Raw genomic sequence first — 26,991 nt, forward strand, 5'->3', positions numbered from 1 at the left:
TTTATACTACCGCCGTCTTGCAAGGGACACCCTTGACCCTGGGATTAAATATGGACAAAACAGATAAGAAAGCATCCATCCGGATTGACCTGCTGCAAAGCGTTAAAGACCGGATTATAGAGAAACAGCGTCAGGCTGGTTTTAAGAGCTATTCAGAGTACATGCTGTTCATGAGCTTGGGTGATGCACCCAGACGTAAAGCCCCCACTCCTGAGCGTGTGGCGTTGATTAAAGCACTATCCAACCTGGGACATATTCTGACAGAGCTGAAAGCCCGTCCAGAGGATACCAGCGCGATTGAGACACAGGTGACGTTTATAGCAAACAAGATCCACGAAGAATTCGGCTATGATAGTTAAAGGAAAGTCACGGGGTGATGCTGTCCAGTTGGCTAACTACCTATTGGATAAACGGGATAATGACCAAGTTCGCTTATTGGGTATTCGCGGAACTGCTACACCTAATGACTTAAAGCGTTCCCTGATTGAGATGGAGCTGACCGTTGAGCTAACCGATGGTAAGCTTGGTTTACATCATGGTCAGATTGCCCCTCGTGCCCATGAATCCCTTACAATGACAGACGATGATTGGTGGAAATGCGTTGAAATCTATGCAAAACACAACGATTTAGAAGGGCAGAAAGTTGCCGTAGAATTACACCAAAAGAACGGGGCATGGCACGCTCACACAGTCTTTGAAAGATATGATCATACGACTGGAAGCTTACGGCGGGATAGCTATAATTATTACTCCAACAATCAAGCCAGGGCTGAGATGGAAAAGCACTTTGGCCATGAACCAACACCTTGGCGGCGGGATAAAACACACGAGGTCGATCATAAGAAAACACTGTCAGAGATTTGGGACTTTTCTAAGAATGGCATTGAGTTCATAGAGCATGCCGAAGCCTTAGGATACGAGGTTGCAAAGGGTCTGGATCGTCGGCCTTATAAGGTGATCACCCCTGACCGCAAGAGCCTGGATCTAGTCAAGCAGCTGGAAGGTGCGAAGACAGCGGATGTGCGCCGGCAGATTGGAGATATTGACCTCCAAACCGAGGCCGAAGCTCTCCGGAAGGTTGCTGTTGAAAAAAGGGATGAGATCGATAGAAAGCGTCAGGAATTTATCGATAACTTTAAGAGCAACGAGGATAGACATCCAGAAAAAAAGCCTTCCAGTGATCTCGACGATATTGCAGCCGAGATGGAAAGGCTACTGAAAGAAGCCCGTGAAAGGGAAGGTCGGGATCGCAGATATAGATACTAATGGACTGGGATAATCAGGACTTTAAGGATGAATTAACTCGCCAGATCGACGCTATGAAAGCGGAATTCGATTGGCTCAGGATGCGCCATCCATTCTCCGAAAAAACTGCTGAAATGTATTACAGCCTGTATAACAGCTATCAGGAAAAGGCATTCAGAGACCCCGAGGATATTGAAACATCCAACCCCATTGAAGAAGAAGTCGCCCAAGAGGCTGAGAAGATATTTAATACCCTAAAAAGTTCCGTCATTATGGATACAATTGATGAAATCCGGAAACGCCAGGAGGAAGAAATTGGCGAAATGCTAGAGGAGCAATATAAAATCTGGCAAGATTTAAGAGCCACTCATAATGGTACTGTTCCAGACGATGTAGCAGATGAATACAGAAAGGCTTCCCGCTTAGAAACCTTTGCTCTTGAAGAACGACATGTTGAAGAACGCGAGGCTATCCCATTTTACGGAAAGGTTTTAGCGACAGAAAGAGCCCTGGTAACAGCAATGAGAGGAGTACATGATAGTATTGAGATGCATATTCAAACAACAAAAGATGCCCTGGAAGACCAGGAGGAGATTGACGATATGCAGGATGAATTAGAGAGACTGCTCCAGGCATCTAGGAACCGCGGGTTAAGCCCAACCCAAAAACCTTCTTAGTGAGGTTTGGTTGTCGCAGGTCTCTGCCATTTTTATTTTGTTTCAGATAAGGGGTTTTAGCTAATCTCGCAGGTTTTCCCATTCCGCGTACCTCAAGGATTATATCATCAAAACCTCCTACTTCATCTGGGCGCAAAAGTGGCTTTTCTATATACCTTGGAGATCCGTCGGAATTATTACCGATAAATACTGTGGTAATCGGCATACGCTCAGATACATATTTTCGTGTCATGTTGTCATCGTTTGCAAACCAGTGCTTTACCTGGCAGTTTGCGACGATACTTTCCCATGCCTCATAGATATGACTGAGTGACTTTAGATCCTGAACAACTGCCCATATTGTTGCGTATTGCGCACCTATTGTAAAAAAATCTTCCGCTTCACTCAGATATCCAAGTCTTACAAACTCATCCAGTAGCACTATTACCCTTCTTTTGTGGTAATAGCTTTCCATCAATTCCCTGAGCATCGTTCCAAAAAATATTCGCAACCACGGTGCGTTTTTTTTGATTGCTTTGGTGGGCATACACAGGAATATTGCCACTTTCTGTTCACTTAGACCCGTTAAATCGAAGTCAGAGCCTGATAAGGATTGTGATAGCCTCTTTCTGCCAAACATTGTCATGGCTGTCTGGGCTGTTCTGGCAATTGAACCCCATGTGTCGGTTCCTTTCTGTCCAGCTACTGAAAGAGCATATCTTGCTATGACACCATCAAAGGATTTGTTGGCCACCATCTTTCTCAATAGCTTCTCTAGCTCATCTCCCGTTGCCAAAGAATAGAAATAAAGTGTCCTAAAGGTTATTGGGTCTTCTGTCTGCGTTATAAGATGCCTCAGATAGTTAAGAAGCAAATCCCTTCCCGCTTCGTCAAAAAACTTGTTTTTATGTTCAGAAAGCGGGATTAACGAATAAGCGATTGTATCCAGGATTTCATCGATATCGTCGTCAAGAGGGTCGAGATTTTCCAGTGGGTTAAATCTAGCTTGCCCAAATTCCTCTAAATCACGTATATCATAAGGATTTATACAGTGCACTTTATACCCTGCTGACCTTAAATATGCGCCCGAAATTCTAATATTTTCACCCTTGGGATCAAGCACGACGAATGAAGGCGCATTTCTGTCGCGGAGCTTATCATCAGTTAAAGCGGCATTAATAATATAAAATCCCTTCCCGCTTCTTGTTGGTGCGCATGTTAATATATGGCCCTCACCGTCCCAGATGTGGCCATTTCCAATATTGATACCTGCCATTATTTAAGAGATTTTTTTATTTCGTCATCACCTGCCCAACCCTTATCATTATGCGCTTCCTGGATTTGCTTCTTGGCTTTCTGATCGTCCAGATACCACTTCACTGAAGCTTCTGCGTTGGTGTACATTCCGATTAAACCAAAGCAAAGCGTTATTGGAATCCCCCAAGCCCAATACTCGAATAATCGGTGATAAAAGCTGTAATAATTGTATTTTCTTGAGATGTAGCCAAATGTCTCGTAAAAATACTTACCGAGTGGCCATGCCAATATGAAGAATACTATTACAAAAAAAATTACAGGAATTCTGGTTTTGACAGAGACCCGAGCCAGCCAAATACCACCAAAATAAGCGATTAAACCAATCAGGCCGAGATTAATAAAAATAAATATCAAGTAATTAATAAATGGTCTACTGAGATCCATAGAGATAGGTTTTGCATGTATCCTAAATTACTATTTTGGCTTGGTTCTACAATGAGATGGTAGGTAACTTTTGGAGAACTTATCCAACGGCTTTAAGTGGGGTATGGCGTGTCTGCCGTGATTTCTCGGTGTTTTTACCGTGTTTGTGCCGTGCACATCCCGTGCATTCTCCGTGAAAGCCCGTTCTGGCCCGATTTTTACAGTTTCATTTACAATTTTATTTACAATTTTTTTGTTAATATTGCAGACAACCGAAAAAGCTAATAGAGATGAAGACCAAAGAAGACGAAAAAACTTTTTCCAGCACCCCGCTAGTATTTGGCGCAGGGACTGGCCTTGTTTTGGGCGCAATCACTGGTCCTATTGGTGCTGCAATCGGATCAATTGGTGGGGCAATTTTTGGTGTTTGGTATGACAGTACTGGTAGACTTGTTACTTCCAATAAGAAGAAAAAAATCAGAAAAAGCAAAACTTTCTTCCACCAACACTAGCCACTGCATAATCTGCTGATGATGGATTTCTCAATCGGGTTCCTTAAGGGGCCTATATTTCCCATAGGTATGGCACTTTTGGGCGCATTCGCCTATGCGATATTTACTTGGATCAGATTTGGCTTCAACAGGATCAATGAGAAAGAATTCATATTGATGATGTTTGATATTGGCGCTCTCATCTCAGCGGTAAAAATTATCTTCTTATCCATAGATGACACGGTGCCACTGGACACTTTTTTTGACAGGACTTATTTAGCTGTAGCAGGTGGGGTGACTGTTGTTATAGTTATAAAAGATATAATCTCTAAATTTTAACGTTGCATCTCTGTTCACGAGTTAGGTCATGCTGTAATATTTGCCGCTTGGTTTCGGTTGTATCGTCCTGATGTGCAGTGATATATCTCGTCCACTGACAACCGGTGTCAACGATCCGTGTCTGAGCGCATCCACCCACCAGAACGCAAGCCAGCGTCAACATTAGCATTAGAAAGATTACGTGTTTCATTCTCAACCTTCTCCCGCAGGGATTGTGATTTAATGGCTTCCTTGGCTCCTGTGACAGCCTGAGCAGCTTGTTCAGAAGCCTTTCCTGCCGATTGGCCACGGTGGTAACCCACCTGATAGCTAATAAGAATGGCAAGAATTCCACCAAAAAAGTAAAGTAATAGCTTTAAAAAATGAGGCATAATTCCCTCTCTTTTTCTCTGCGTTTAACCAGCCCCGGCAGCTTAACACCACGGGCATAGACCCATTTTGGCAGCTCATTACAAGCACCGATTGTATCACCGGCATTCAGTTTTTTAAGCAGTGTCGAGCGACGGAAATTTTCAATACCGACGTTGTACGTAAAGCTGATCAGGGCAGCCTCACGAGGATGAGCCATTGGCACCTTCACCACCTTATGAACCGCATCAGCATATATTTTCAACTCAGTCTCGAGGAGTTTTTGACATTCTTCCTTGCTCTTATATTGTCCCAGGTGAACACGGGATGTACTGCCATAGCAGATTGTTGGAATGCCTACCGGGTCCAAATAGGCATATTGGCGTAATCCCTCAAAATTGGCTACCAAACCAGTTGCCAAAGCAATAGAGACAGAACTGCCAATTAACCTACTTTTTATAGACACATAACCATCCTTTAATTGTCTGAATTACACGTGGTAACAGTAGTATAGTCTGTAATCCCGTGTAAAGTATAGCTATTATTGCAGCCCATTCATTAAGCGTTATGCCCCAAATTGTGACCAGCGTAGCCCCCATTGTCGCCCTAGCGACTTCGACCTTGGTATTTACAGCTTCCATATCCATTCTACACCGATTTCTTAAACTACCGTTTGAAAGTTGTTTGATATTACAATATGACCGGAAGAATTAGGGTGCAGGCCATCTGGTAATAAATGTGAAGCGGGATTTATGGTCGCATGATTATCAACCTTGACAATGTTTAATCCGTCTGTCGTGAATTCAGAGATCAGATCGTCAATAATGACATTGTATTGATCCACAATTGCATCACTTGAACCGCTGGCTGTATAACCAGCTACTGACTGACGGATTACATTACTCAGGGCTATTTTAGGAGTGGATACCTGGTCAGATCCAGCTACATAGTCCACAAAGAGCGTCTTTCCGTTTGGTGAGACAACCTTAATATTTACTGTATGGGAACCGGGTGCAAGACCATCAAACCGTGAGCAACCCATAGCCCACTGAGCGCCGTTCATGGTATTCACAGGAGCGGTGTTTCCATCGGACGATATTGTTCCAACAAGAACCCCATCAACACGAACTTCAGCCTGACTAACAGATCCTACGTGGTTCTGAATGATGTAGCCAATATAGATACTTTCACCTGAAACTGTAAATTCAGCCGTTGAATTCTGTGTCTGTGAAAACTTGCCATATGCATTTACGCTTGTGTTACTCCAGGAGCCGGTGTAGACCACGCCAGGATCACGAGCTTTAACTTTTGTAGGTAAAACCAACCAGGCAATACAAGCACGCAATAAATTCTTGAAATGAGCCTGCTTAGCAATAGCACCTTTATAAGTGCGGTGGTCATTGGCACCAATCATCATGGCATAGACCGTAGACGGGTCAGGAACAACGGCAGATCCACCACTAACCCCATGAATGAGGTTAGACATATCGCCAGCCATATCACCATTTCGAGCAGAGTTTATAGGTGTCATAAGACCAACCCAACCCTGACCAGATGGTACGCCATACCCGTTAGGTATACTGTCCCCGAACGTTTTTAACATTATAATTCCTCTCTAATTTCTATTTTAAAGTTCATATGAAATACTGACAGAGCCTCCATCAAAAGTGTCTGCTCCAGCCTGGGTTGTTAAACGAACACGATCCAATACAGATGATAATGCTTTTGATCCTGCGGTATAATAAACAAATGCGGCATTAGAACCGCCCAACAAACCACATGCAGTCCATGTATTTGTCGAAGCATCTAATAAATTAAAGACAATAGATCCACTAACAATATTTGCAGCGGTACCACCACCAAATCCAAATCCAGTCGTAAAAGGTCCGTTTGCTGAAGTTTGAAATCCAGAGCCGAGATAACCAGTTGTCTCTACACCACCACTATCTCCAAGCTGTAAATATAAACTACTCGAACCGTTGGTTGAAACGCTGTTCAGCATCATAGTAATACGCTTAACACCAGGGGGAATGCTATTAAAATCAACACTCGTACCGGAAGTGGTTGCAATCGGTGTTCGTAAGGTTATACCACCCACAGTTTTATAGGTTCCATCATCTGCAAGGAAGTTTGTGCCACCACCTGCCGCAGTTGGTGTGACACCATTAACGGACTTATTTGTAAGAGCTTGCGCCCCTGTTAATGTGGCTACTACGGTTGTATCAACATTCCAAATGTTACCACCACCAGATACGATGATATCACCTTTATCACCATCACTGATAGCTGGGCCCTGTACACCACGCTCACCAGATAAAGCGATTGTCCAGCTTGCTTGTGTACCAGATCCGCCAATGGTAATCACATTAACATTTAGTGCGCCTGTTCCACTATTGTATGACGTGACCTGTCCCCACATGTAATTTGCAGGTGAAACAGAGTAAGCAACCGTTATAAACTCACCTACAACAAAGTTCTTACCGGTCTGTGTCGTAAAGGATTTAGCACCAGTTCCAATTGTTACGCTAGTTGTGGATGTTCCAATAAAGCTGGCCGCTTGATTAGCGGCAGTTACAGCACTAGCAGCAGCGGCAACCTCACTGGCAGCAGCATTCACCGCGCTCAGGTTAGCAGCGTCAGCGAAACCTTCAGCAGCAGCCGCAGACGATGCAGCAGCACCAACCAGCGTAGATGGCGCAAATACCATGATGTTATTTGTACCAGTGGCAGGAGCAGCAATGAAGGTTAAGGACGTACCGCTAAGTGTATACGTATTCGGGTTCTGGATCTCGAAGCCCTTACCAATGGTCGTTCCGGTCAGGATAGGATTTTTAAACACAAGAACCGCATTACTGACCGCGCCAGGGGAGACAGTCAGTGTTAATGTCGTACCGCTAATCGTAAAATCAGTAACCGGACGCTTGATATCATAACCCTTAGCACCGTCCAGCACGTACACGCTGATTGCAGCCGGATCGGTGCCTAAGTTCTGGGCAACCGTGAATACCGTTTGAGCTGCAATACTGTTGAATGACTGGAAAAACGGCGTGTTTCCGACTGTATTGCTACCCCCTTGGTCAATAAAGACCATGATAGAGTTTTCATCCGTACCAAGATCAGTAGAAAGGGTAAATACTGTCTGAGATCCGTTACCAGAAAATGACTGGAAATATGAGTTACTAGCAGCAGCCGTGGCATTGAAGCTGGTCACATTATCCACTGTGCGAATGATGTTGTCAGCGCTATCGGTAATAACAAACTTGTAAGATCCTGAAATCCAGATAACCGCCCGGCCAGCCGCATCCAAAATGATCGGGTTAGGCAATTGAACCGTTTCAGTGCTATCCGTAAAGGCCGCTTTTGGGTCAGACGTGCCAGCGGCGTAAGTAAATACCTTACCGCCCGTTAAAGGGAGGCCATCAGCGTCTTGAAATTCCAGATATGGAGGGGTCATTAAAACGGCCATTATTTACCTCTTTTCAATAGTTTTTGAGCTTCAGCAGGTGGAAGCTTCATGATATCTTCAATGGATATTCCTGTATCATCGGCTATCATACGGGCGACTTTTGCAGCTTTGCCAACTTGCATTTTTGTAGCAGCGCCACGGGAGGCCATAGATCCAGCCTGAGCCAGTGCAGCAGCCCCTAAACCACCACCGGAAGCACCAGCAATGACAGGAATTAATCGGCTGCCAAGAGTTCTTAGAGTGTCAGTAATGATACCGCTATCGGCAGCTTTATTAATTGCCTTACGTTGTTCAGGAGTAAAACCACGCATACGCTTCTCATTCAGGGCAAGATTTCTAAAACCTGTTTTAATCGCAGTTGCTGGGTTATCTGTCATTTCCGCACGGGCAATAATCTTTTCAATATCACGTAATTTGGCCTGAGCAGACCATAAACGACGACCTTCTTTTAGGCTCTCAAAACCTTCTTTGCCACCAGCAATCATTGTTTCATCAGCACTATCAACGAGGTTTCTAAGCGTGTCCTGAATATCCAGCACCTTGCGGCCCTCTTTGGTTAATCGGCCAGCGTCCATTAGATCATCAACCTTGTTACCCAGGAACTCATCAATGGCCTGCAGGTTTTGAAGGGTCAGTGGCTTATCCTGAATGATCTGGTTAAGCTCACTGATAATCTTGGTTGATGGATTATTTTTAGCCAGGGCAATGCCGATCTCATCTTTTGGCAAGATATCAGAAAGGCTTTGTGTGAATTTATTAGTGAAATTAGGTGTCAGGATACCACCAACATCATCGGCCAGCTTGTATGCTTCCGATGATTTAGCCTTAATCATATCAGAGGTAATGGATGGTTTGGATTTTAAAGAACCAGCCGCAGCACCAACAGCAGGAACAGCGGCACCAACCACACCACCAAGAATGCTGCCGAGTTTGGCACCCTCGATGCGTTCTCCGTCATTGGCTGACCCTGCACCCACAACAGAACCGGATAGGGCACCAGTAACTGCACCCTTACCAATACGCGCTGCTGTGCTACCAGTCCGAATAAGATTGCCAACCGATTGTCCGGCTTTTGTTGTTGCACCTGCACCACCTGTTATCAGCCCACCAGCAAGGTTCGACGCGATTGACGTACCGGGGTTCTGGTCAAATTCCGCCCCTAACTGTTCTTTTGAGGACTGTCTGGCCTGATTATACAGATCGCCAAAGCTCTCGTCAACGAAAGGAGATACTGCACCAGCGGCCAGTGCGTCAGCAGCTTCATCAGCGAAACCGAAGGTTGCACCCTGCAATGCCTGATCGAAAACAGTACGGCCAATGCCAACCTCTTTTTGTGGTTGCTCACTGACCGCAAACTTCTCCCAAGGCTTCATTATTGAACCTTTTTCCAGTTGGATTGCTTGCCAGGATGTCCACCAGTGAACATATAGCCATCGACTAACGAACCTGGTTTAGGAGCTGATGAAGAAGAAGGGGAAGCTTGTTTTGTACCTGGTAATAACGGCATATCAGGAAGAACAGCAGCTATTGGATTGGTTGTATACTTGGAATTGATTGCACGGATTGCCGCAATGGCCGCGCGTTTGTCATCAGCCGGAACGGATGGATCAGACAGCTTTGCCGCCTGTTTACGGTATAACTCAACATCTTTATCAGATTGCGGCCCTTCCATTCGTGGGATATTAGAGATCAAACGACCTTCCAAAACACTTAATGCGGCATTGGCCTGTGTTGATTTATCGCTCTTACCAAAGATCTTCTTACCAGCAGCAACACCTGCGCCGATTGTACTACCAGTGGCATCATTCAATAATGGATCAGCTTCATCCAGGATACTCATAACGTCATTAGCCTGAACGCCCTTTTTATTTTGGACGGAACCAGCTTCGGCAGCTAATTGAGCCTGTTTTTCAAGACCAGCAATCTGAGGATTAGCGATAAGATCCACATTTTTAACGGCTAACTGTTTGGCACCAGCAACATCACCAGCAATAGATCCGACTGCATCACCATAACCACCCATAGCCATAGGATTACCATTAGCATCTTGAACAACACCACGGTCAAACAGCTTGGCAGATTGAACAATATCATTCAGTCGTTGCGTATCACCGGAAGCACGGGCTTTGGCAATCTCATTAGCAATTTGAACAGCCGCAGGAGTTTGACCCATTGACCGTTGTTGCAGCATTTGGCGGCGTAAAGCATGTTCTTCCGCTTCACGGTTGAAATCCGCTACCGTCTTAGCCTTGTGAAATACGTTATAATCCATTGGCATTGTTATTACCCAAAGACTGGTTGTTGTTTGTTGTAAATCGGTTGGCCTTTAGCGTCATAGCCAATGATCTCAGAGGCACCCGCACCGGATAAACCAGATAACAGACCGTTTAAGACGTTGGATTGAGCCACCCCGGCATTAGCTTGGGCATTACCCACATTGTCGTACACGCCAGTCATGGCACCGGCAGCAGATTGACCAGAGTTACCCAGGCTACCCAACTGACCATTTTGTTGCGCCCAGCGTGTGTAAGCATCGTTGTAGTACTGATTAGCCAGACCCTGACCATAGTCCTGAGAGGCTTTCAGAGCTTCACCAGAGAACATCTTGCCCTTAGCACCCAATGAGCGGTCAATGGCATTCTGACCTTGATTGAGCGAGAACTGGTAAGAAGGGTCATTCTGGTAATCACCAATATCAAAGCCAGCAGTTAGGCGATCAGACAAGCTTTGTTGAGCGTTTGCACCATTCTCCATAAACGGAGCCAAAGCAGCCTCAGATCGTTGTTGCTGAGCCAGTAAATCTTCTTCCGCTTGCTCTTGTGCTAGATAGCTATTAGCAGCACCACCGACCGTTGCGGCTGTATTCAATGCACTACCACCACCAAGGCTTAAAGAGCTACCGATACCATTAAGGCCACGGGTTAGTGAACCCAGTGCACCTGAACCTTGCGTGGCTGGCCCCATACCGCCCGCACCTAATCGGGAAGCATCACCGAGGCCAATTCCATCCAGTCCACCGCTTGTCAGCATACTACCGCCAGCACCGGCCAGACCACCTAAAAGAGCGCCTTTTAATCCACCAGATCCACCACCGGAAAGCGCGCCACCAATTCCCTTTGATGCAGCACTCAGGCCAGCACCAGATAAGCCGGTCGCATTAGCGATTGTATTTGATCCAAAACCAGCACCAACGGCACCACCAAGGCCACCCATTAAAGCACCCTTTAAGCCACCACCGGACAAAAGACCACTACCAGCGCCAATGGCACCAGCGGCTAAGGGACCGATACCAGGGATAAAACCAGCAGCAATCGGGGCAACGGTTCCAACAACTCGTCTAATAGCTCTACTCATTCTTCATACTCCATACTGTGTGTTCCGGCGCATATCCAAAACGGCGCAGGAGATTACCAATTCTTTCATTTTTGACCGCATAGCTGATTTCATTCACACCCATGCTAAAAAGCCTTTTTTGTGCATAAGCGAACATTTCACGACCAATCTTGCCGCGATATTCTTTATCCAGGTAAAGAGCTGTGTTCGATGCCTCGATCAAATGCTTATGGTTCGGATTTCCACCAATCGTAAAGACGGAGTAACCAACCAAATAGCCATCATCCTTAATTACCACCGCGAAGCATTGGCCAGCCATGCTAGATGCCATGTAATAATTCCAGTCAACATTAGCGTCGCCATAATATTCAACCTCTTGCTCATGGGATGTGACCTTTTCAGCTATTTGAAGCATCACATCATGGAAAGGAATAAAATCAAATTCGATCATACGGCTTCCACCAATCCAACAATGGTTAATGGAACCGTAACGGCAGACCAGCCAGCCGGGTAAATACGGTTTGTATCAACATCAAACTGACCGACATTACCGCCCAAGAGGCCAGAAACAATCATGTTGGCACCACTGGCCTGAGCTTTTAATGGGAAGTTATCAATGTAAGTTGTACCAGCGGTCGAGCTTGTAGACTGGCCAGGTGTAGGCGTGATCGTAACGGAATAATATGCAATCTTGCTCGATAATTGATAAAACTTGCCCGTGATCGTAGGCGGCGCTGTCTGGGTCAGATTGACGAAATTAGGTGTCCAGTTCTGTCCCTGGTCGCCAGTATAGATATTATTGAAAAATAAGATCCACGGCAGAGATGGTAACTGACCTTCCAGATCCTCTAAAATAGGCTGCGTGATCGGAGGGGCTGAGAGCTTCGTCATTCGAGCCAGCTCCCTGTAATCGTAACCTTGACAGGATCAGTAATGCGGATTTTAAAGGTCATTTGCTGGGCAATACCTAGTCGTCTGAACGATACTTTTGTCAGATACTGGCCAACCTTCCCAAGGGATGTTGTGAACCAATTCGACCACGTTCTTGCGCTATCACGACTAAGCTGCAACATAATCACCGGATCAACGCCCTGCCCACTTTGGAGGCCAACGCCTGTCTCACAGCCGATTACCAGAGTATTATACCTTATTCTTTTCAATTCATCAAGTAGATGTGTGTAGGTTCTCTCACGGCATAATGGCTCACCATCATCACTGTAATAATCGAGTGATTGCTCGTAAATCTTGCCATCGACACGGCTACCGACTAGGTGCTTATTGAAAGCAAACATATAGCAACAGCCCAAATGCTGCTCAAACAAACCCTGTTCATTCAGGTAAGCCCGTTCATGCCAGAGCTGGGTTGTCAGGTCATAGACAAGAGACGTTTCAAGGCTGCCACCTGTAATCACATAGAAGAAATGACCATCTTCCTGATAAGTATAAGCCCTTAATTGAGTGTAATCCGTAACAGATTGCAGCTTGATCTCAATGGGCGTGGTCGAAATACGCTTAGGTGTAAAGCCGTTGGCCCGGTAGACGATACCAACACCGTTCTTGTCCTGTCCTACCCAAACAATCGAGTTATCAATGGCAACTGCCGTATGGGGCGACATGATACCGACTTCCATCTTGGCACCAGAAATACGCTCAAATGGGAAGGCTGATGCACCTGTATTGGTGTAAACCTCAGAAGTACGGGCACCCAAGAGCCAGAGCTGGCCAAGAGCTGTTTGGACACGTAGCAGGTCATCCGGAGAGCTTTCAGCCGTGGCAAAGTCAAGCGCACCCCAATTCAAACCGTCATACAGGGCAGAGATGTAGAACTGACCGCTATTGTTCTTATTCCCAATGAAATAACCATCTAAAAAGGTAATCGTTGCAATCTTTGGCAAATCCGGATCAGTAACCTTGGCAAAGGCATTTGTCGCATAGGTCAGGATATAGATTGACCGGCCATCACAAATAGCCAACTGAAAGCCGTTTTCTTCGATGGAGACAATGCCGGCGTTAAAATCGAGGGTTCCACGGTCAGTTCCTGTACCATCACCATTAAGCTCGTAAAGCTTGGCACCACTGACAAAGAACGCACGGCCATTGGCAGCCGCGAACTCGCCACGGATCGGGCCAGATCCTACATTACCAAACAGTTTTAACCCTGGTGTGCTGTATAGTGAAACCTTCTCACTGGTGTACTCGTCAGGCACAGGAAAAAGGTTGACGGAACGTTGTGCGTCAAACGGCAAGGATCTTTGCTGGTAAGATGGTCCGGCTAACTGGATTTTCATTGATAGTAGCCACTCCAAATATTGAAGCCCTGGCCAACATTGTACGGACTGTCCATGCTACGCGCCTTTGTAACAGCACGAGCAACCAAGGCTTTGGCATCACGGGCAAGCTCTAACAGCTCAGGGGATACCTGTTGGCCGTAATCAGGGGCTAATTCGATAGCCAGGTTATAGATAATCATACGCTCCCAACCAGGCGGCAGATCAACTTCATCATCCAGCTCAAATTGGGTTAATGAGGCTTCCATCAAGAGGGTTAATTTATCGGCGGCGGCAGGGATAGGCCATAAACGGATCGTGCCAACCGGATAATTGTTATCGTAGTTCAGCATGGTTGGAACGCCTTGCTGGTTTGGGAGCGACTGGCTTTCTATAAATATCTCGTCAGAGACAATATTGATCGGAGAAAACACATCACCCGTAGAACTCATGGCATCGAGGATCTGGATCGGGCGCGGTGTGTTAAAGTTCTGGCCTGTGCCGATTGTATAAGCCCCTTGACCGGCCACCAGATTGAAGGTTTGCCGGTTACGGACATAGATCATCAGGCTTTCATTCGACCATGACAGCAATAGGGCATTTAACTGGTCGAGTGCATCATTTGTCTCATCAGCTTCCGGCTCCTGGTTACGTGTGATAACCCCGAGCTTTTGCATGGATTTCTTGATTATGTTACGTGCAGTAGCCATTTTATGCCCATATTCTTACAGGATGTTCAGGAAAAACTTCATAAGACACAAAATTGTCTGGTAGATCCCCCAGCCAATTCACATGCCACCCATCCAGAGTGATAGCTGGTTCTATAATTATCTCACCATTATACTTTGCGGGGATAGTAATTTGGCCAATAACGTCAATTGAATAGCCCTCACCACTACAAATAATACCTTCTTCATTTTTATAAGGCGTAAGAGCTTTATCCATTACCTGTTTTGTGGGGAAGCGGATGTAATGGCTCATGATGTTATGCTCATTAATTCGGAGTTAGAGCGCTGATATGGCCAATAGGCGAATTTGCGTATCCATATATTGGCATTCGCGCCACCACTTATATCAAATCCCAAGGTAACTCTCGCCACATTTGGCGGTGTTCCGTTGCTATCTACAACAGGAGTAGATCCGTTACGACTTCCGGCAAAATTGTTTAAACCATAAACATAACCCACCTTATACGTCGTCAACGTATTCACAGGCGTTGCGGTTATTGCAGCGACTGTCGCAGCAGCGGTAGCTGTCGCGGTCAAGGTTTGACCTGTACCAAGGTTAAGGAGGCGCATAACATGCCTGTTACTTGCAGTATTATCATCAAATCCAATAAGGGCAACGTGTGGACTTTGTGTTACACACGGATCAAATGTCTTCCCTTCAATCAGGATAGTGCCCTCGCTTTGATTATACCACGAGGAAATAGAGCTGCTTAATGCAATGTCCGCAGCTCTAATCACTTGAGAAGCGCCAGTCACAATCACTGATGTTGGGCAGGTTCCAACTTCTAACTGAGTATTGCCCATATACCAGTTGGCATTCGACAAGCGGAGGGTCGAGTTGTCTGCGTTAGACGAGATAATATAAGACCGGGCTGTCGTGTCAGAACCGTTTAAAATACCAGTAATGGAAATGCGGTATATGCCCGTTGCACTACAATACACGACGGAAGACGCTATTAGGGTTCCTGCACCCATCACAGAGGTTGTACCCCATGCCCCTGTGTCGAGATTAAACCATCCTCTAAATCCGTCTGCCCCACTAATCGAGCTGACCTGTATGCGCAGCCAGGAACCAGTAGTAGATTTTTTCACGTCAGCAGAAATAGTGAGAATTGCCCCTGCGCCAATTGTAACATCCTGTTGGACAAAAGCTGTACCGAGGTTTCCAATCTGGATTAAATCCATATCCTGAAGGCCACTAGCACCAATTCCCGCAGCTGTTGTAATGGTTGTGTCGGGTTTAGACCAGATAGCGTCATTAAAGTTATTGGACTGTAGGAACAGATTAGTCTTCTGCTGCTCCATCAGATAACCTTCAGGAGCCAATGTATTTGGATTGTAATCAAGACGTGGTTCATTTACGGCGGCTGTGACACGCAATCCAGAGGAATTGTAATACGTAGCTGTAGTGGAACGTGTCATCGGAATAGGTGAGCCAATCAGAGGTGACAGACTATTTGTGAAATCATAAGCCAGGGATGAGCCAGGGAATGTCCCGGCCATTTGAGCTTGCCAAAAAGCTAGTTTTGACTTATGAAGCATGAATTAATTCCAGAATACTGTAATAGACGGGGCACCCGAACAGGCTATATAACAGCCGTTTTTTAGCATGGCAGGAAATGCGTAATTAACGCCGGTAACTGGCGTAAAGGCGCTAACCACTACTGTACCAGCCGCACTTGTTCCGTCATAGATTGTCACCGTACCAACCGAAGACGCGCAAAAGATACCGCCTAAACGGACGGGATCAGCGCTAATCAACGTATTGGCATTAATGACGGTATATTTAAAAAGTTCATTGTCATTGCTTGACATGATAAATCTCCAAAGTGAGAAGAAAGGGCGGGGTTAGCCGCCCCCTCAATAGTTTACGAGAAGATACGGGTTGCCCACTCTGGACGTACAGCTGCGAAGCCGTACAGAACATCCAGACGCATAACCATCTTATCGGTCAACGGCAGGTAGTCACGGATCACACGAACGGTGATACCATCGACTGTTTCCTGAGCAATCATATCCAGACCATCAGGCTTGACCAGTGGCACGGATGCGAAGCGGAAGGCAGACTTGTGGAAGGTTACGTTGTTGGTGTAACCAGTAGAAGCAGCACCGACCAATGTCACAGCAGCACCAGGAGCAGGCAGAGCACTAATGTTCTGCAATGTCAGAGATGTAGCTGAGTAGAACGCAGGGCTAACCTGTACAGCGGTGTAAGCACCAGCAGCAGCCGTGTTATTAGCACGAACAACAAACTGTTGGAGCTGGTTTGTCACAACCTTAGTGATTGGGTGTACCTGGAAGACGTTAGCGATAGTAAACACGTCACCAACAACCAGCGTCTGAGTACCTGTACCAGTCAGGTTGATTGTGCTTGCACCTTCAGTTGGTGCGCCCGTTACTGTAATGGCACCGGTTGCAGTACCACGGGTGTGGACTGGCAGCAGGTTGTTTTCCAGGAACGTGTAGCCATCGGATTCACCCATATAACCACGTTTGTACTGCTTGCTGATTTCTTCCGAGGATTGGAACAAACCCTTACGAGCATTAACGGCAGAACGCATGGCGCTGGATTCCAGTAATGCTTTCAGTTCGTTATCGCTTGGGACAAGGTTTTTCATCAGCTTCTCACGGTTGGAGAGCATCAGATCGGTGTCGTACAGGGTTGAGCCAGGTGTACCGGTGGTATTGTAAACGCTGTTCTTAACATCTTGCAGAACTTCGCTTTCAATACCCTGAGCCAAACCAGACATGGCAGGTTCAAGGATACGCTTAGCCCATGACTTCAAGCCAAGATCGGTGGCGATCTCAGCAGATGACAGGTTGACAGCTACGTTACGCTGACGATTAAGTACCAGTGGTACTTTTTCTTCGACAACATCCTGGATCTGAGCAGTGATATCAGCGCCAGAGTTCATCTTAAAGCGGGCAGGCTTATTGATGTTGATGGTGTCACCAGGGTTATAACCATTGACCTGAGAGAAACTTTCGTCCGACTCCTTATCAATGGATTTGATGAATTGCATATTATCTGCAAGCATCTTTGCGGCCATCTTCGAGATGATGGTGCCCGCAGCTTTTACGGTTTGAATGTTATTAGGCATTCTTACTTACTCCTTACGAGTTTACCCATTTGACCAGATCGGTTGCGGACATTTGGGCTAGGTTTTTGGAACCAGGAGCCGCTCCTTTGGCAGATGCCATTGGAGCAGGAGCCTGAGTGATTTTCTTGATTGTTGGAGAAATCGACTGAGCGCGGGTAATTTCAGCAGCGGCCATGTGTGGGGACATATGAGCCAAGGCTTCAAGTTTCCCCTCTTTGGCAAGATTGTAAAATGCCAGCGGTGCGTTGGTTGCTTCCAAAAACAGGCGTTGGATTACAGGCGGGAAGTCATCAGCGATATCAGCGTGTTCAAGTACAATTGCTTCGAGGTCCGGGATCTCGGATTTAAGCTTGGCTGTTTGTTCAGCGATCGCTTGCGTCCGTTGGCCTTCCCATTGAGCATACTGTGTCTGTTGTGCGCTCTGCTGGTTTTCCTGCTGTTTGGATTGCGCTTGTTGGGCTTGTTTTTGCTCTAACTCAAAGAGAACCTTTTGTTCCAGGTAGTCGCCATAATTCTCAAAATCTTCCTGTTTAGGGGCTTTTGGAGCATCGGCTGTACCTTGGAGCTTAGCCACTGCTTCACGCAAGGATGCGAGTTCAGTAGCATAATTCTCATTGATAGCTTTGAGCTTCCCGATTTGTCGGTCGCGCCGGGACAGCGCATTTACTGCCTTTTTAGGGAAGTCGTCACCAGATGGCTTTTTATCACCTTCCGGCTGTTTAGCTTCGCCTTCATCAGCAGCTTCATCATTTACGGCTTCCGTTTCTGTAACCTCGGTGTCAGCAACTTGCTCGGCGGCTAAGGTTTCATCAACAATGCTATCAATGTGATCGTTTGTCATAGGTTTTTAGTCCTTGGTATTATCGTTGCCTGGATTGGCTAACGAATGCTGGAACTGTGCTGTGTCGAGTTCGACCCGTTGCTGGGCTTCCTTCTCACGCACGTCAATGTCTCTGGCTTTCAGGTGCAACTCAGCTTCCTTGATTTGAAGCTCTTTGGTTTTTACCTGATATTCAAGCATCATCTTTTCACGCTCAAACTGCTGCTTTTGCGCCTCTGTCTGGGCTTTAAGCTGCATTTCAGTGGTTTTATCGGCTAATTGCTGTTGGAGTGATGCAAGCTCTTGCTGACCGGCCTGAATGAGCTGTTTCATCTGCTCTTTCTCCGGATCGACCACATCCTGCTGAACTTCTTCACGGTCTTGCGGGTCAAGGAACTTCGGATCAACGACCTTCTTCATGCGATTGGCCATAGCAGGGGCACCGGCAAAGTCCATGTTCTTGAATAGCAGATCACCCATGACAGCCATAAGCTCAGGCTGACGGGTAACGATGTTTGTAAAGAACTCGGCTGCTTCCTGACGCTTGGTTGTATACGCAGCACCCGTTACGACCTTCACATCATACGTGCCTTGCGTAATGTCATAGAGGCGTTTCTGATCCTGGGCGACCTGACCGTTAACACCAACGATCTTCGGCTCATCTTCTTCACCAATAATCCGGATCAGGCGGGAGGCATCATAGATCTCAGGGATGGCAGCAACAATCACACGGCCAACATGGGTAATTGAGCGCACAAGGTTATCAGCAAAGTGATATGTCGCTACATCACCCTCTTGCTGACGGGCTTGGATAGCCTTACCGGATTGCTCATTTGAGCGCATACCAAGAGAGGCGTTATAGATACCCATAGTAGCCTTGATATCGTCCACGCTCTCACGGGCAGCATTGATAACACCAGCCGGGATAGATGGCGGCATAAGGCGTTGTGGTGGAGCAATTGGGTTGCCACGAGCATCTGTTGACTTGTAGCGCAGAACAGCGGCTTTGGATGGGTTCAACCAATCATCACGGTAATCATCAACCTGACCTTCAGCAGCGGCGAACGGTGCGATAGGCTGTTTCATCAGGACTTCGGTTTCAATCGACTTCCATAGATTAAACATACGCTGGGCGGATTTGGATTTGCGGATGAGAGAGAAAAGGTTACGCTCACCGTTATTCCAGGCTTCTTCGCCGTAAACAGGGATCAGAGGAATGTACTTGCCGGGGAATACAGTCTTATCAAGAACGTCAGCACCGGAGAGCTTGTAACGGTGAACAGTACGATCCTTTACCACGCGGGTCATGGCATACGGCATACCTTCAACGAAATCAAACACATTGCCCTGTTCATCATAGGCAATCGTGCGCTCATTTTCCTCGATAACGAAATACTCGCAGATCGTTACAAGGTCGTCATCCTTGATATTCTTACCGTTCTTAGGCTCATCAAAGCTTACAGGTTCCTTGCCCGGATACTTGGATTTGAACTCACGGACGCTAATTTGTTCAACGATAGAGCCACGCATGGCATCACGGCCATCACACTCAATCGAATTACTGTCAATCCAGCAGGACAGTGGGTTGACCACACGCTTGATACGCAGTTCCTGGTCAAAGCTCTTTTCATCGACATAGCCATGATCCACACGGATAAAGCCAATCGAGGACTTAATGGCATTCAGGGAAGCGGTGTCATAGGCATCATCAGCATTCGAGGCGTATTCAATGTTCCGGATCAAGCCTTGGATGATCTCAGCCGTTTCAACATCCCCATCATCACCCGGAATAACCCGAATAGACGGTGTGTTCATACGGATATCGTTAGCAACCTGGTGAATGAACTGGCCGAGCTGGTCAATAGTCAGAGCTGGGCGATTTGAACCAATGCGGTTCTCATAGTCTTTACGATCCCATTGGGCGTATGGATCGTCAGAGAGAAAGTCTAAATCTTCTTTTGCGCGGTCGTAAATACGTGACCAGTAATCCTGGTCTGCCTTAACATCATTACGGACTTTGGTGATGAATTCTAAGTCGTCTGTCACGTTTACTCAGGAAAACAAGAGGTTAGAGCATAAAGCGTCATTGCTTTTGCACCTCGCATTTCCTTGATGTGGCTAATCGTTCTGATTGCCTAATAGAAATTCTCATAAATTCTAACACTTATCCCCTATCTCGTCAAGCACTCATGAATGAGCCGTTACCGCCAACCTGGAATGATGGGGCGTAGATTGTGTTTCCTGCCTTTACCTGAGCCGCAGCTATGGCCGCATACCGGGCAGCATCAGCCGCATGGCTGGTCCAGTTATGTTGTGGCTTGGCTTTGAATATCCCTTTATCATCATCCCACTCATAGGCGTACTGTTCGAGGGCATCCAGGCCATCCCGGCATTTCTCGCTATCAAATACGGAATACGCTATGGTCTGGCGCAGCTGCTCAATCCCTGGGTTGATATCAGTCTCGCGCGTAAGCACCTGATTATCGACACCAAGGGCAAAGAGTTGGTTTGATACGCTATCACCCCGAATATTACCATGACCCCCATCGTGGGGCAGGAAATGGCCGTTACGGGCATAGTTATACGTTCTAGCCTTAATGACACCGGCATAGTGGTCAAGCTGGTGGCCTGAGTTCTCGTAATAATCAATCCAACGCAGCTCACGGCCTACCCATTGCATCCACCAAATGGCCGTACTGTCACCAAAGCCGAGATCCCATGCAGTGAACACTTCACACCCTGGATCATATGGCACACAGGTAATGCGTCCTTGCGCTCTGGCCTGCCCTAGCTGTTTGGCGTAGACCGCACCCGTAATAGCTGCATCAAAGTCGCATTCAAATTCCTGAGCGTATTCATTCTCGCTCATGAGAGCTTTAAGACGTCGTAGTTCCTCAGATGGGATAATGTTGGTATCAGAGGCTTTGAGGATTTGGAGAAACCACTCGTCAACGTCTGTTTGTGCTGTCTTAACCAATTCACCCAGCAGATTCCCCCACCCTTTCGGTGTACCGGATACATCGAGCCATCCCTGACGATCAGCCAGAGCAGGCAGGATAATGGTTGTCAGGACGCTCTTACGCATCCCCTGGCCTTCATCGATCACGATACCATCGAAGTACAGACCACGCATACGTTCAGCATTCTCAGCCCCGTACAGCTTGATAATAGCCCCATTGTGGCCAAATGTGACGGACAGCTCACTCTCGTTGATCTTACCCCCCACAGCGTCGATAATAGAGGCTGAATACTGTTTGAGGTATAGCCAGGCAATATCCTTTGCTTGGACCCAGTAGGGAGCCAGATAGCCAAATCGAGGTGTAGGCAGATTACAGGTGATAGCAGCCTTAATCAGGCGATTGATACGGGCAACAGTCTTGCCAGCGCGGCGGTGGGCTACTGTGACGCCAAACCGCTTATCGCTCTCATGGTAAGGAAGAAACGCATCGCGTGGCGTGTAATCAATCTCGACAAGCAATCAATTCCCCTCTTTGACGAGTAATCCGATATTAGATCCTGCTCTGACAGTACAGATGGCATAGCTCTCAACATCTGAGACAGTATGAACTTCACCGTTTATCTTAACCTCTTGTCCAACAAAAGGGCACTCACCCCGGTTGTATTCTACGGGATTTTTGACCACATAGGCATATCCACGGTCTTTCAGGTGATACTTTTCGTTACTGATGAATTCAAACATCACTCTTCCCCTTCCAGCTAAACTCGATCTTGGTATCCTGTTTAATTTCCTGCTTATCAGTGTTCTTGCCATACAAGCTATCCTGAATTTCCTTGATAGCCTGGATATCACCTTCCAATCCTTCCCGGATCAGCGAATGCATCAGGGCGGCTTCAACCGGCATTTCTTTTATCAGTCCGTGCATATCTTCACCAGATATAACTAAGTCCATCAATTCACGTAAGATTGTGGATCTGTGCTTACCAGGTGGCTTGCCAGCAGGGTTGCCAGACTGCCCCTCTTTCCACTGGGTTTCTTTCAAATGATCGGTAGGTGGATTAGGATTGGCCATTGGGTGATTTATGCCTGTAATTTGTATTAAATACTATCATCTTTTGGTGGGCTTGGCAAGGGCATCCAGTGGGTTGGGAAACAGTCACCATCGCCAGCATAAGATCCGCAGACTAGCAAATCCCAATTTCCCCATTTTTTATACCGGCATGTAAAACGGTTAACACCATCCCATCCAAGAACCTCAGTGCCATCCTTAGGAGCGGTCTCAATCGGTTGCCACATCACGCACCGCCTTTCAGGGCTTGGCGGATGGTTTCAATAATCTCTTTGGGTATGGTATATGGAATAATGAAAATATCACTCTGACCAGATACTGTTTGGCAGTTCCTATTAAGAAACTCGAAAGCCTTCAACCGGGCATCGTCTGTCTTGATATACATATCACGAGCAATGGCATCCTCTAAAGAATGGTCTGTCGTGTTAACATTATCCGGATTTTTTAACACGTCTTTAGAACCTGTCAGGTAATTATACATGTCTATCATTCCTTGTCGACGGGAATATATACCGTTTGGTGTTCCGTCATTCGGGTGTTCAAGTTCACTGAGTGCCTTATTGATGTCGATTAATACTGGGACATAATAGTAATATTTGGTCAGGCCATCATTACCGCCAACCTTGCGTTCACAGATATATAACTCACTCATACCCCATACCCCCTCAAAATAGTTAACACCTGGCTTAACCCATCACTCGGCGTGGTAGCCTTCACCACATGCACAGTGAACCCCAACATGGCCAGCTTTGGGTGACGCTCTTTCTGGCTGCCGGTCAGGACACCCTTCTTACGTTTCAGCTCGATCAGGCACATGCGGCCACCTGAGAGATAAAATTTCAGATCCGTGAAGCCATTACCCATACCCAGGGATTTTGCCTTCATGGCTGCGCGGGGCGTGAGCTTGATACCCTCCATACCGGCCTCGAACTCAAACACACCAGGTTCTTCTTCCTGCCAGTCCCTGAGGTTCTTGACTATCCAGGACTGAATATCGGCCTCCGACCAGTTAATGCTGTTGAGAGAGGGGGGATATCGGTGCCAGGCGAACTTGACGGGAGATGGTTTGCGCTTAAAGATCAAGTTTATTTGTCACCCACATTAAAAGGATCATGGAGCCACCGCAACCTAATAAGAAACCTGTGGTAGATAGAAAGCCCATAAAGAACAGCTCTAATGCCTTTTCAAACATCACTTCTTCCTTTTCCTGTATTGTTTCCGGCCAACAACCAGATCATGAACGCCCATGTAGTCTATTGGTAACGGGCTATCATCAACTAGCTCCTGGTACTGTGTCGCCCCGAAGTTCCAGACAGTAGGGCATTTGGTTACGCCATTCTTGGCAATGAAGGCAGCTTTGAGTTCTTCGTCATTTAGCAATTATTTACGCTTTCGGTGATAGGAACCGATTTGATATTTACACTATGCCCTATACGTTCAGGTAAGTCAACAACAGGAGTGACCCATGATAGCATATCTTGAATACGATTATCTCGACAGACCGGCTGTACCGAAGCATTGGAACGAGCCTCGTTATCGTAGACAGGCACGACCGGCCAAATGGGGACGTCGAGTTGTATCTCGTAGATAGATGGGACGAGCTGGTTCATTTGATTTCCGGTATTAGAAGTATTAATTCGGCATCATTCACTATTTCACGTGTATGTAAATCAACATTGCCAGACCCACATATGAATTTAACAAGCCTAACACCCATATATTTATCACGTACTAGAAATGGACGCATATAATCTTTTGGCCGCAGATGGTGTTCATATTTTACCCATTCACCCATCACACCACCCCCAACGCTACGGCATAGCTGTCAGTGGCATTGACAAAATCAGTACGCTTATCACTTGGCATGGCTCTCAGCTTCACAACCTCACGCATGGCCTTAACATCGTAGCCCTCGCTCTTGGCTTCACTGTACACGTCCGAAATATCCTGCCCGATAGCTTTCTTTTGCTCTGATAGGCTTTCAATTCGGGTGATGAACATAGCCAGGCGGGATTTACCGGCTTCGGATTGTTCTTCGGTCATTTATACTCTCCGTAGTTGTTTTTTAGCGATTGAAGAAAGTCTATTTTTTGCTAGGTCTTGCATACAGTGATGCCAGGCACGATTAGGTTCTGTGGAACTCTTTTGGCCATATCCCGCTGATAAATCTGCGAGCGCATCAATAGCCAGATCATGTCGTATTAGTAAATCGTCGTTGAAGTTTTTTAAAGCCTTAACTTCTCGTTCCAATCGATCAATGGTGTGCTGCTTGGTCATTGGTTATCTCCCAGGGTTGCAATAAATACGAAAGCATCTGTTATAGTCTTAGCCCAATCTTCGACAGCATGCAAGATCTCAGCAGTCTCCGGAAAGCCGCGCTTTTCACTTTCGGTCCGGATATCATCGATCCCGTGCCAGATGGCCAGATATGGGTAATCCTTCAAATCATTAGTGAGCTGTGTCAGCCGGTATTTAACCTGGCTCTGGTCAGCATCGAAGAACGGCTTTTCAACCATCAGCTGGGTCAGTAGCATCGTGATCAATCGTTTGTCCGCTGGCCGGATCGTCTCGATGAGTAATTGCCGGTATCCCTGTTCGCTCATTCCCTCCGGAAGGTCGTACGTCAAGCCCTGCACCGTAACCCCATTCGGGTAATCCGGGTGATCGTCCCTGTATGTCCATGTCACCTTCCTGCATAAGCTCAGCTGCCGCAGCGAGGACAGCACTGAACTGGCTGCCTCTTGCGTTAGGGGCTGACTGTGTGGCGTTTGAGCGTGGTTTAATTCCTCCGAGGTCATCTTCCCACCGGCCTTGGTTAAGCCACGTTGTAGGGTGTGGGATATACTGGCTTGGGGTGGCTGCTCGGCTATGGGCTGCTGCAAATTGGCCAGCGCGGTCAAGAAGGTACTCATGTGTTGCCTCATTGTTTTTCAATATACGTTGATAGATTTTGGACGCTTCTTTTTTAGCGACCTTGTTAGGGTACACAGACCAGAATTCAGAAAACTTTTGAGAATAAGGTTTTTGATCATTAATCTTTTCTGTCTCTGTCTCTGTCTCTGTCTCTGTCTCTGTCTCTGGGGTTACGGTTTCGTTACGGTTCTGTAACGGTTTCGTTACGGACTTGTCTGGATTTTGTAACTTACTGATAAAACCTGCTTTTTCTATCTCGTCAATGCCGGATTTCACGTCAGCTTCCTTCAATCGAAGTCGAAATGCAATTTCATCATTAGTTAAATTAATAATACCAGAGGTAGGGTCTTCATGCTCACTTGCCAATAGCCATAGCATAGGCAATAGAGCGCGAGCGTTGGCACTCATTCTCTGATAATCATAATTATCCAATAATGTTTTATGAAATCTAATCCAGGGAGGGCGACGATCTTTGTATGATTGGTAAGATGACCATTCTTTAACAGTATATCTATGCATTGTAATCACCTATACATAGTCTATCTTCAAGGATTTTAATACGATCTTGAAGGGAAACAGTTTCATAATGGTTGTCTATTAGACGCTCTTCGTAATGCGATATCCTGCGGTGAAAGTAGGTTGAATTATCTGTATGAAGATGTTCACAATAATACTCGAATTGATCATTATTAAAATAACTAAAATCCAACCCCTTACGCAAATCAAAGGCAAATAAGGTGTAAAGACAATAACCAGCAATATCGTAGTCATGCTGATCGTCAATATCATAATGCTTGACGGCTCCAAATAATTTGGGGCTGATATTTTTGCCTATCAAAAACGGAATAAATAGACGTTTGCCATCTTTATTATGGTTTGTGTTAAGGTAATTGGTGTAACGCATACATTGCACAAAAGCAGATTCATCCAATAAATCTCTTTTTAATTCGATGACGTAATACACTCCCTTTTTATAAGGGTGAGCGGCTACCACATCTATGATGCCAATAGGGGTTCTAACTTGATTTTTAAGGAATTTTAATCCCAGGAAATGCCTACAATCCCATATAAGGGCTTGCTCTATTTCTCGTTCTTCGCAATTAATAGTGAGTGTCGGTGCAGTTTTCATTATTATCCTCATGTTCTCCTCATGTATTGGGAGGAAGCGGCCCCGCCCATGAGGTAAGCGGGTTCGGGTGATCAAGCCCTACCGCATGAAAAGTATCTATCAGATTAGTTTTCTTGTCAACAGGTATTTTTCACCCTGATCCTTATGGTCGTAGCAATACCATTTAGGAGGCTCAGGCTTAACATGGTAACCCCATCCAGACGAACGTCTCCCGCAGATAGTGCATTCGTGGCTATCTAAGCCACCTTTGGGCTTCGGGCTGGTGTTAAAGAGGCTCGGCGTGTGGGAAGATTTACGTTTCATAGGGTGGACAGGTGCGTTTGGTTTAATACCCTCTGACCTTAAAGCGCTTACTTCGGTCGCGGTTCCCTGTCCATAAAGACTGTACCATGAGACTGAATGCAACGGGAATTATCTTGGTGCACATCCCGATTTCTTACTCACCGA

Annotated in this window: 32 protein-coding genes; 5 read left to right on the top strand and 27 right to left on the bottom strand. The window is 46.3% G+C overall.

The genetic code is table 11. The annotated features are described in order from the left end of the window. From LZD49_RS33415 to LZD49_RS33425, 3 genes are all read left to right on the top strand, one after another. Positions 1–359: hypothetical protein (locus LZD49_RS33415; protein ID WP_234672731.1), on the top strand; the 359-nt coding region annotated here is incomplete at its 5' end. Beyond that, complete coding sequence (locus tag LZD49_RS33420; protein ID WP_234672733.1) at positions 349–1,266, top strand: relaxase/mobilization nuclease domain-containing protein; 918 nt, start codon at positions 349–351, stop codon at positions 1,264–1,266. The genes LZD49_RS33415 and LZD49_RS33420, both read left to right, overlap by 11 nt. Further along, entirely contained in the window at positions 1,266–1,922 is a 657-nt protein-coding gene (locus LZD49_RS33425) for a hypothetical protein (protein WP_234672735.1), read from the top strand. The genes LZD49_RS33420 and LZD49_RS33425 overlap by 1 nt, the downstream gene beginning before the upstream one ends. On the opposite strand, the gene LZD49_RS33430 is transcribed toward LZD49_RS33425, so the two are convergent. Next, positions 1,882–3,177, bottom strand: a complete 1,296-nt coding sequence (locus LZD49_RS33430) for a type IV secretory system conjugative DNA transfer family protein (RefSeq protein WP_234672737.1) — start codon at positions 3,175–3,177, stop codon at positions 1,882–1,884. The genes LZD49_RS33425 and LZD49_RS33430 overlap by 41 nt on opposite strands. Next, positions 3,177–3,602, bottom strand: coding sequence for a hypothetical protein (locus tag LZD49_RS33435; RefSeq protein WP_234672740.1), 426 nt, complete (start codon positions 3,600–3,602; stop codon positions 3,177–3,179). Before LZD49_RS33435 ends, LZD49_RS33430 begins: the two co-directional genes overlap by 1 nt. A 269-nt stretch (positions 3,603–3,871) precedes the next feature. On the opposite strand from LZD49_RS33435, the gene LZD49_RS33440 reads away from it, so the two are divergent. Next, positions 3,872–4,093 carry a hypothetical protein gene (locus LZD49_RS33440; protein WP_234672741.1) on the top strand — a complete coding sequence of 74 codons (222 nt, stop codon included), beginning with the start codon at positions 3,872–3,874 and terminating at the stop codon, positions 4,091–4,093. A gap of 18 nt (positions 4,094–4,111) precedes the next feature. Beyond that, positions 4,112–4,411 carry a hypothetical protein gene (locus LZD49_RS33445; protein ID WP_234672743.1) on the top strand — a complete coding sequence of 100 codons (300 nt, stop codon included), beginning with the start codon at positions 4,112–4,114 and terminating at the stop codon, positions 4,409–4,411. A gap of 107 nt (positions 4,412–4,518) precedes the next feature. On the opposite strand, the gene LZD49_RS33450 is transcribed toward LZD49_RS33445, so the two are convergent. The 25 genes from LZD49_RS33450 to LZD49_RS33565 form a co-directional block, all read right to left on the bottom strand. After that, a complete protein-coding gene (locus LZD49_RS33450; RefSeq protein ID WP_234672745.1) occupies positions 4,519–4,782 on the bottom strand; it encodes a DUF2681 domain-containing protein in 264 nt (87 codons plus the stop codon). Then, positions 4,767–5,225, bottom strand: coding sequence for a lysozyme (locus LZD49_RS33455; protein WP_234672747.1), 459 nt, complete (start codon positions 5,223–5,225; stop codon positions 4,767–4,769). The genes LZD49_RS33450 and LZD49_RS33455 overlap by 16 nt, the downstream gene beginning before the upstream one ends. A gap of 195 nt (positions 5,226–5,420) precedes the next feature. Further along, positions 5,421–6,362 carry an SGNH/GDSL hydrolase family protein gene (locus LZD49_RS33460; RefSeq protein WP_234672749.1) on the bottom strand — a complete coding sequence of 314 codons (942 nt, stop codon included), beginning with the start codon at positions 6,360–6,362 and terminating at the stop codon, positions 5,421–5,423. A 24-nt stretch (positions 6,363–6,386) separates the two neighbouring features. Continuing rightward, positions 6,387–8,225: a hypothetical protein gene (locus LZD49_RS33465; RefSeq protein ID WP_234672751.1), complete on the bottom strand. Its 1,839-nt coding sequence runs from the start codon at positions 8,223–8,225 to the stop codon at positions 6,387–6,389. Next, positions 8,225–9,598: a hypothetical protein gene (locus LZD49_RS33470; RefSeq protein WP_234672752.1), complete on the bottom strand. Its 1,374-nt coding sequence runs from the start codon at positions 9,596–9,598 to the stop codon at positions 8,225–8,227. The genes LZD49_RS33465 and LZD49_RS33470 overlap by 1 nt, the downstream gene beginning before the upstream one ends. Continuing rightward, positions 9,598–10,497, bottom strand: a complete 900-nt coding sequence (locus LZD49_RS33475; RefSeq protein WP_234672753.1) for a hypothetical protein — start codon at positions 10,495–10,497, stop codon at positions 9,598–9,600. Before LZD49_RS33475 ends, LZD49_RS33470 begins: the two co-directional genes overlap by 1 nt. Positions 10,498–10,508: 11 nt before the next feature. Then, entirely contained in the window at positions 10,509–11,579 is a 1,071-nt protein-coding gene (locus LZD49_RS33480; RefSeq protein WP_234672754.1) for a hypothetical protein, read from the bottom strand. After that, positions 11,572–12,009 (bottom strand): GNAT family N-acetyltransferase, encoded by a 438-nt coding sequence (locus tag LZD49_RS33485; protein ID WP_234672755.1) that lies wholly within the window; start codon positions 12,007–12,009, stop codon positions 11,572–11,574. Before LZD49_RS33485 ends, LZD49_RS33480 begins: the two co-directional genes overlap by 8 nt. Then, positions 12,006–12,449 (bottom strand): hypothetical protein, encoded by a 444-nt coding sequence (locus tag LZD49_RS33490; protein ID WP_234672756.1) that lies wholly within the window; start codon positions 12,447–12,449, stop codon positions 12,006–12,008. The genes LZD49_RS33485 and LZD49_RS33490 overlap by 4 nt, the downstream gene beginning before the upstream one ends. Next, complete coding sequence (locus tag LZD49_RS33495; protein ID WP_234672757.1) at positions 12,446–13,846, bottom strand: packaged DNA stabilization protein; 1,401 nt, start codon at positions 13,844–13,846, stop codon at positions 12,446–12,448. The genes LZD49_RS33490 and LZD49_RS33495 overlap by 4 nt, the downstream gene beginning before the upstream one ends. After that, the gene (locus LZD49_RS33500; RefSeq protein ID WP_234672758.1) at positions 13,843–14,502 is read right to left on the bottom strand and encodes a packaged DNA stabilization gp4 family protein; all 660 of its coding nucleotides are present in this window, start codon (positions 14,500–14,502) and stop codon (positions 13,843–13,845) included. The genes LZD49_RS33495 and LZD49_RS33500 overlap by 4 nt, the downstream gene beginning before the upstream one ends. Before the next feature lie 34 nt (positions 14,503–14,536). Next, on the bottom strand, positions 14,537–14,806 hold the full coding sequence (locus LZD49_RS33505; RefSeq protein ID WP_234672759.1) for a hypothetical protein: 270 nt from the start codon (positions 14,804–14,806) through the stop codon (positions 14,537–14,539). Next, complete coding sequence (locus LZD49_RS33510; RefSeq protein WP_234672761.1) at positions 14,803–16,095, bottom strand: hypothetical protein; 1,293 nt, start codon at positions 16,093–16,095, stop codon at positions 14,803–14,805. The genes LZD49_RS33505 and LZD49_RS33510 overlap by 4 nt, the downstream gene beginning before the upstream one ends. Positions 16,096–16,421: 326 nt before the next feature. Then, complete coding sequence (locus LZD49_RS33515) at positions 16,422–17,654, bottom strand: P22 phage major capsid protein family protein (RefSeq protein WP_234672763.1); 1,233 nt, start codon at positions 17,652–17,654, stop codon at positions 16,422–16,424. 13 nt (positions 17,655–17,667) lie between these two features. Continuing rightward, on the bottom strand, positions 17,668–18,495 hold the full coding sequence (locus LZD49_RS33520) for a hypothetical protein (protein ID WP_234672765.1): 828 nt from the start codon (positions 18,493–18,495) through the stop codon (positions 17,668–17,670). A gap of 6 nt (positions 18,496–18,501) precedes the next feature. Further along, positions 18,502–20,520 (bottom strand): portal protein, encoded by a 2,019-nt coding sequence (locus tag LZD49_RS33525; RefSeq protein ID WP_234672766.1) that lies wholly within the window; start codon positions 20,518–20,520, stop codon positions 18,502–18,504. A 133-nt stretch (positions 20,521–20,653) separates the two neighbouring features. After that, positions 20,654–21,952, bottom strand: coding sequence for a hypothetical protein (locus tag LZD49_RS33530; protein ID WP_234672767.1), 1,299 nt, complete (start codon positions 21,950–21,952; stop codon positions 20,654–20,656). A gap of 214 nt (positions 21,953–22,166) precedes the next feature. Then, positions 22,167–22,505 carry a DUF5681 domain-containing protein gene (locus LZD49_RS33535; RefSeq protein WP_234672768.1) on the bottom strand — a complete coding sequence of 113 codons (339 nt, stop codon included), beginning with the start codon at positions 22,503–22,505 and terminating at the stop codon, positions 22,167–22,169. Positions 22,506–22,531: 26 nt separating this feature from the next. Continuing rightward, complete coding sequence (locus LZD49_RS36220; protein WP_409021373.1) at positions 22,532–22,729, bottom strand: DUF551 domain-containing protein; 198 nt, start codon at positions 22,727–22,729, stop codon at positions 22,532–22,534. Further along, positions 22,729–23,154, bottom strand: a complete 426-nt coding sequence (locus tag LZD49_RS33540) for a hypothetical protein (protein WP_234672769.1) — start codon at positions 23,152–23,154, stop codon at positions 22,729–22,731. Before LZD49_RS33540 ends, LZD49_RS36220 begins: the two co-directional genes overlap by 1 nt. After that, on the bottom strand, positions 23,151–23,585 hold the full coding sequence (locus LZD49_RS33545) for a hypothetical protein (protein ID WP_234672770.1): 435 nt from the start codon (positions 23,583–23,585) through the stop codon (positions 23,151–23,153). Before LZD49_RS33545 ends, LZD49_RS33540 begins: the two co-directional genes overlap by 4 nt. Positions 23,586–24,296: 711 nt before the next feature. Beyond that, the gene (locus tag LZD49_RS33550; protein ID WP_234672771.1) at positions 24,297–24,545 is read right to left on the bottom strand and encodes a DUF2312 domain-containing protein; all 249 of its coding nucleotides are present in this window, start codon (positions 24,543–24,545) and stop codon (positions 24,297–24,299) included. A gap of 230 nt (positions 24,546–24,775) precedes the next feature. Next, positions 24,776–25,036, bottom strand: coding sequence for a hypothetical protein (locus tag LZD49_RS33555; protein WP_234672772.1), 261 nt, complete (start codon positions 25,034–25,036; stop codon positions 24,776–24,778). Continuing rightward, entirely contained in the window at positions 25,011–25,934 is a 924-nt protein-coding gene (locus LZD49_RS33560) for a hypothetical protein (protein ID WP_234672774.1), read from the bottom strand. Before LZD49_RS33560 ends, LZD49_RS33555 begins: the two co-directional genes overlap by 26 nt. Continuing rightward, positions 25,927–26,544, bottom strand: coding sequence for a hypothetical protein (locus tag LZD49_RS33565; RefSeq protein ID WP_234672776.1), 618 nt, complete (start codon positions 26,542–26,544; stop codon positions 25,927–25,929). Before LZD49_RS33565 ends, LZD49_RS33560 begins: the two co-directional genes overlap by 8 nt. Positions 26,545–26,991: the final 447 nt, after the last annotated feature.

The organism is Dyadobacter sp. CY261, assembly GCF_021440085.1.
Lineage (GTDB): Bacteria > Bacteroidota > Bacteroidia > Cytophagales > Spirosomataceae > Dyadobacter.

Bases quoted from the DNA above. Each gene is read 5' to 3' on its own strand.
- LZD49_RS36220 (WP_409021373.1), bottom strand. From the start codon at position 22,729: ATGTGGCAACCGATTGAGACCGCTCCTAAGGATGGCACTGAGGTTCTT.
- LZD49_RS33490 (WP_234672756.1), bottom strand. From the start codon at position 12,449: ATGACGAAGCTCTCAGCCCCTCCGATCACGCAGCCTATTTTAGAGGAT.
- LZD49_RS33565 (WP_234672776.1), bottom strand. From the start codon at position 26,544: ATGAAAACTGCACCGACACTCACTATTAATTGCGAAGAACGAGAAATA.
- LZD49_RS33435 (WP_234672740.1), bottom strand. From the start codon at position 3,602: ATGGATCTCAGTAGACCATTTATTAATTACTTGATATTTATTTTTATT.
- LZD49_RS33505 (WP_234672759.1), bottom strand. From the start codon at position 14,806: ATGAGCCATTACATCCGCTTCCCCACAAAACAGGTAATGGATAAAGCT.
- LZD49_RS33560 (WP_234672774.1), bottom strand. From the start codon at position 25,934: ATGCATAGATATACTGTTAAAGAATGGTCATCTTACCAATCATACAAA.
- LZD49_RS33485 (WP_234672755.1), bottom strand. From the start codon at position 12,009: ATGATCGAATTTGATTTTATTCCTTTCCATGATGTGATGCTTCAAATA.
- LZD49_RS33555 (WP_234672772.1), bottom strand. From the start codon at position 25,036: ATGCTACTGACCCAGCTGATGGTTGAAAAGCCGTTCTTCGATGCTGAC.
- LZD49_RS33465 (WP_234672751.1), bottom strand. From the start codon at position 8,225: ATGGCCGTTTTAATGACCCCTCCATATCTGGAATTTCAAGACGCTGAT.
- LZD49_RS33450 (WP_234672745.1), bottom strand. From the start codon at position 4,782: ATGCCTCATTTTTTAAAGCTATTACTTTACTTTTTTGGTGGAATTCTT.
- LZD49_RS33500 (WP_234672758.1), bottom strand. From the start codon at position 14,502: ATGCAAAAGCTCGGGGTTATCACACGTAACCAGGAGCCGGAAGCTGAT.
- LZD49_RS33480 (WP_234672754.1), bottom strand. From the start codon at position 11,579: ATGAGTAGAGCTATTAGACGAGTTGTTGGAACCGTTGCCCCGATTGCT.
- LZD49_RS33540 (WP_234672769.1), bottom strand. From the start codon at position 23,154: ATGAGTGAGTTATATATCTGTGAACGCAAGGTTGGCGGTAATGATGGC.
- LZD49_RS33495 (WP_234672757.1), bottom strand. From the start codon at position 13,846: ATGAAAATCCAGTTAGCCGGACCATCTTACCAGCAAAGATCCTTGCCG.
- LZD49_RS33520 (WP_234672765.1), bottom strand. From the start codon at position 18,495: ATGACAAACGATCACATTGATAGCATTGTTGATGAAACCTTAGCCGCC.
- LZD49_RS33445 (WP_234672743.1), top strand. From the start codon at position 4,112: ATGATGGATTTCTCAATCGGGTTCCTTAAGGGGCCTATATTTCCCATA.
- LZD49_RS33515 (WP_234672763.1), bottom strand. From the start codon at position 17,654: ATGCCTAATAACATTCAAACCGTAAAAGCTGCGGGCACCATCATCTCG.
- LZD49_RS33425 (WP_234672735.1), top strand. From the start codon at position 1,266: ATGGACTGGGATAATCAGGACTTTAAGGATGAATTAACTCGCCAGATC.
- LZD49_RS33470 (WP_234672752.1), bottom strand. From the start codon at position 9,598: ATGAAGCCTTGGGAGAAGTTTGCGGTCAGTGAGCAACCACAAAAAGAG.
- LZD49_RS33475 (WP_234672753.1), bottom strand. From the start codon at position 10,497: ATGGATTATAACGTATTTCACAAGGCTAAGACGGTAGCGGATTTCAAC.
- LZD49_RS33510 (WP_234672761.1), bottom strand. From the start codon at position 16,095: ATGCTTCATAAGTCAAAACTAGCTTTTTGGCAAGCTCAAATGGCCGGG.
- LZD49_RS33440 (WP_234672741.1), top strand. From the start codon at position 3,872: ATGAAGACCAAAGAAGACGAAAAAACTTTTTCCAGCACCCCGCTAGTA.
- LZD49_RS33460 (WP_234672749.1), bottom strand. From the start codon at position 6,362: ATGTTAAAAACGTTCGGGGACAGTATACCTAACGGGTATGGCGTACCA.
- LZD49_RS33420 (WP_234672733.1), top strand. From the start codon at position 349: ATGATAGTTAAAGGAAAGTCACGGGGTGATGCTGTCCAGTTGGCTAAC.
- LZD49_RS33430 (WP_234672737.1), bottom strand. From the start codon at position 3,177: ATGGCAGGTATCAATATTGGAAATGGCCACATCTGGGACGGTGAGGGC.
- LZD49_RS33550 (WP_234672771.1), bottom strand. From the start codon at position 24,545: ATGACCGAAGAACAATCCGAAGCCGGTAAATCCCGCCTGGCTATGTTC.
- LZD49_RS33535 (WP_234672768.1), bottom strand. From the start codon at position 22,505: ATGGCCAATCCTAATCCACCTACCGATCATTTGAAAGAAACCCAGTGG.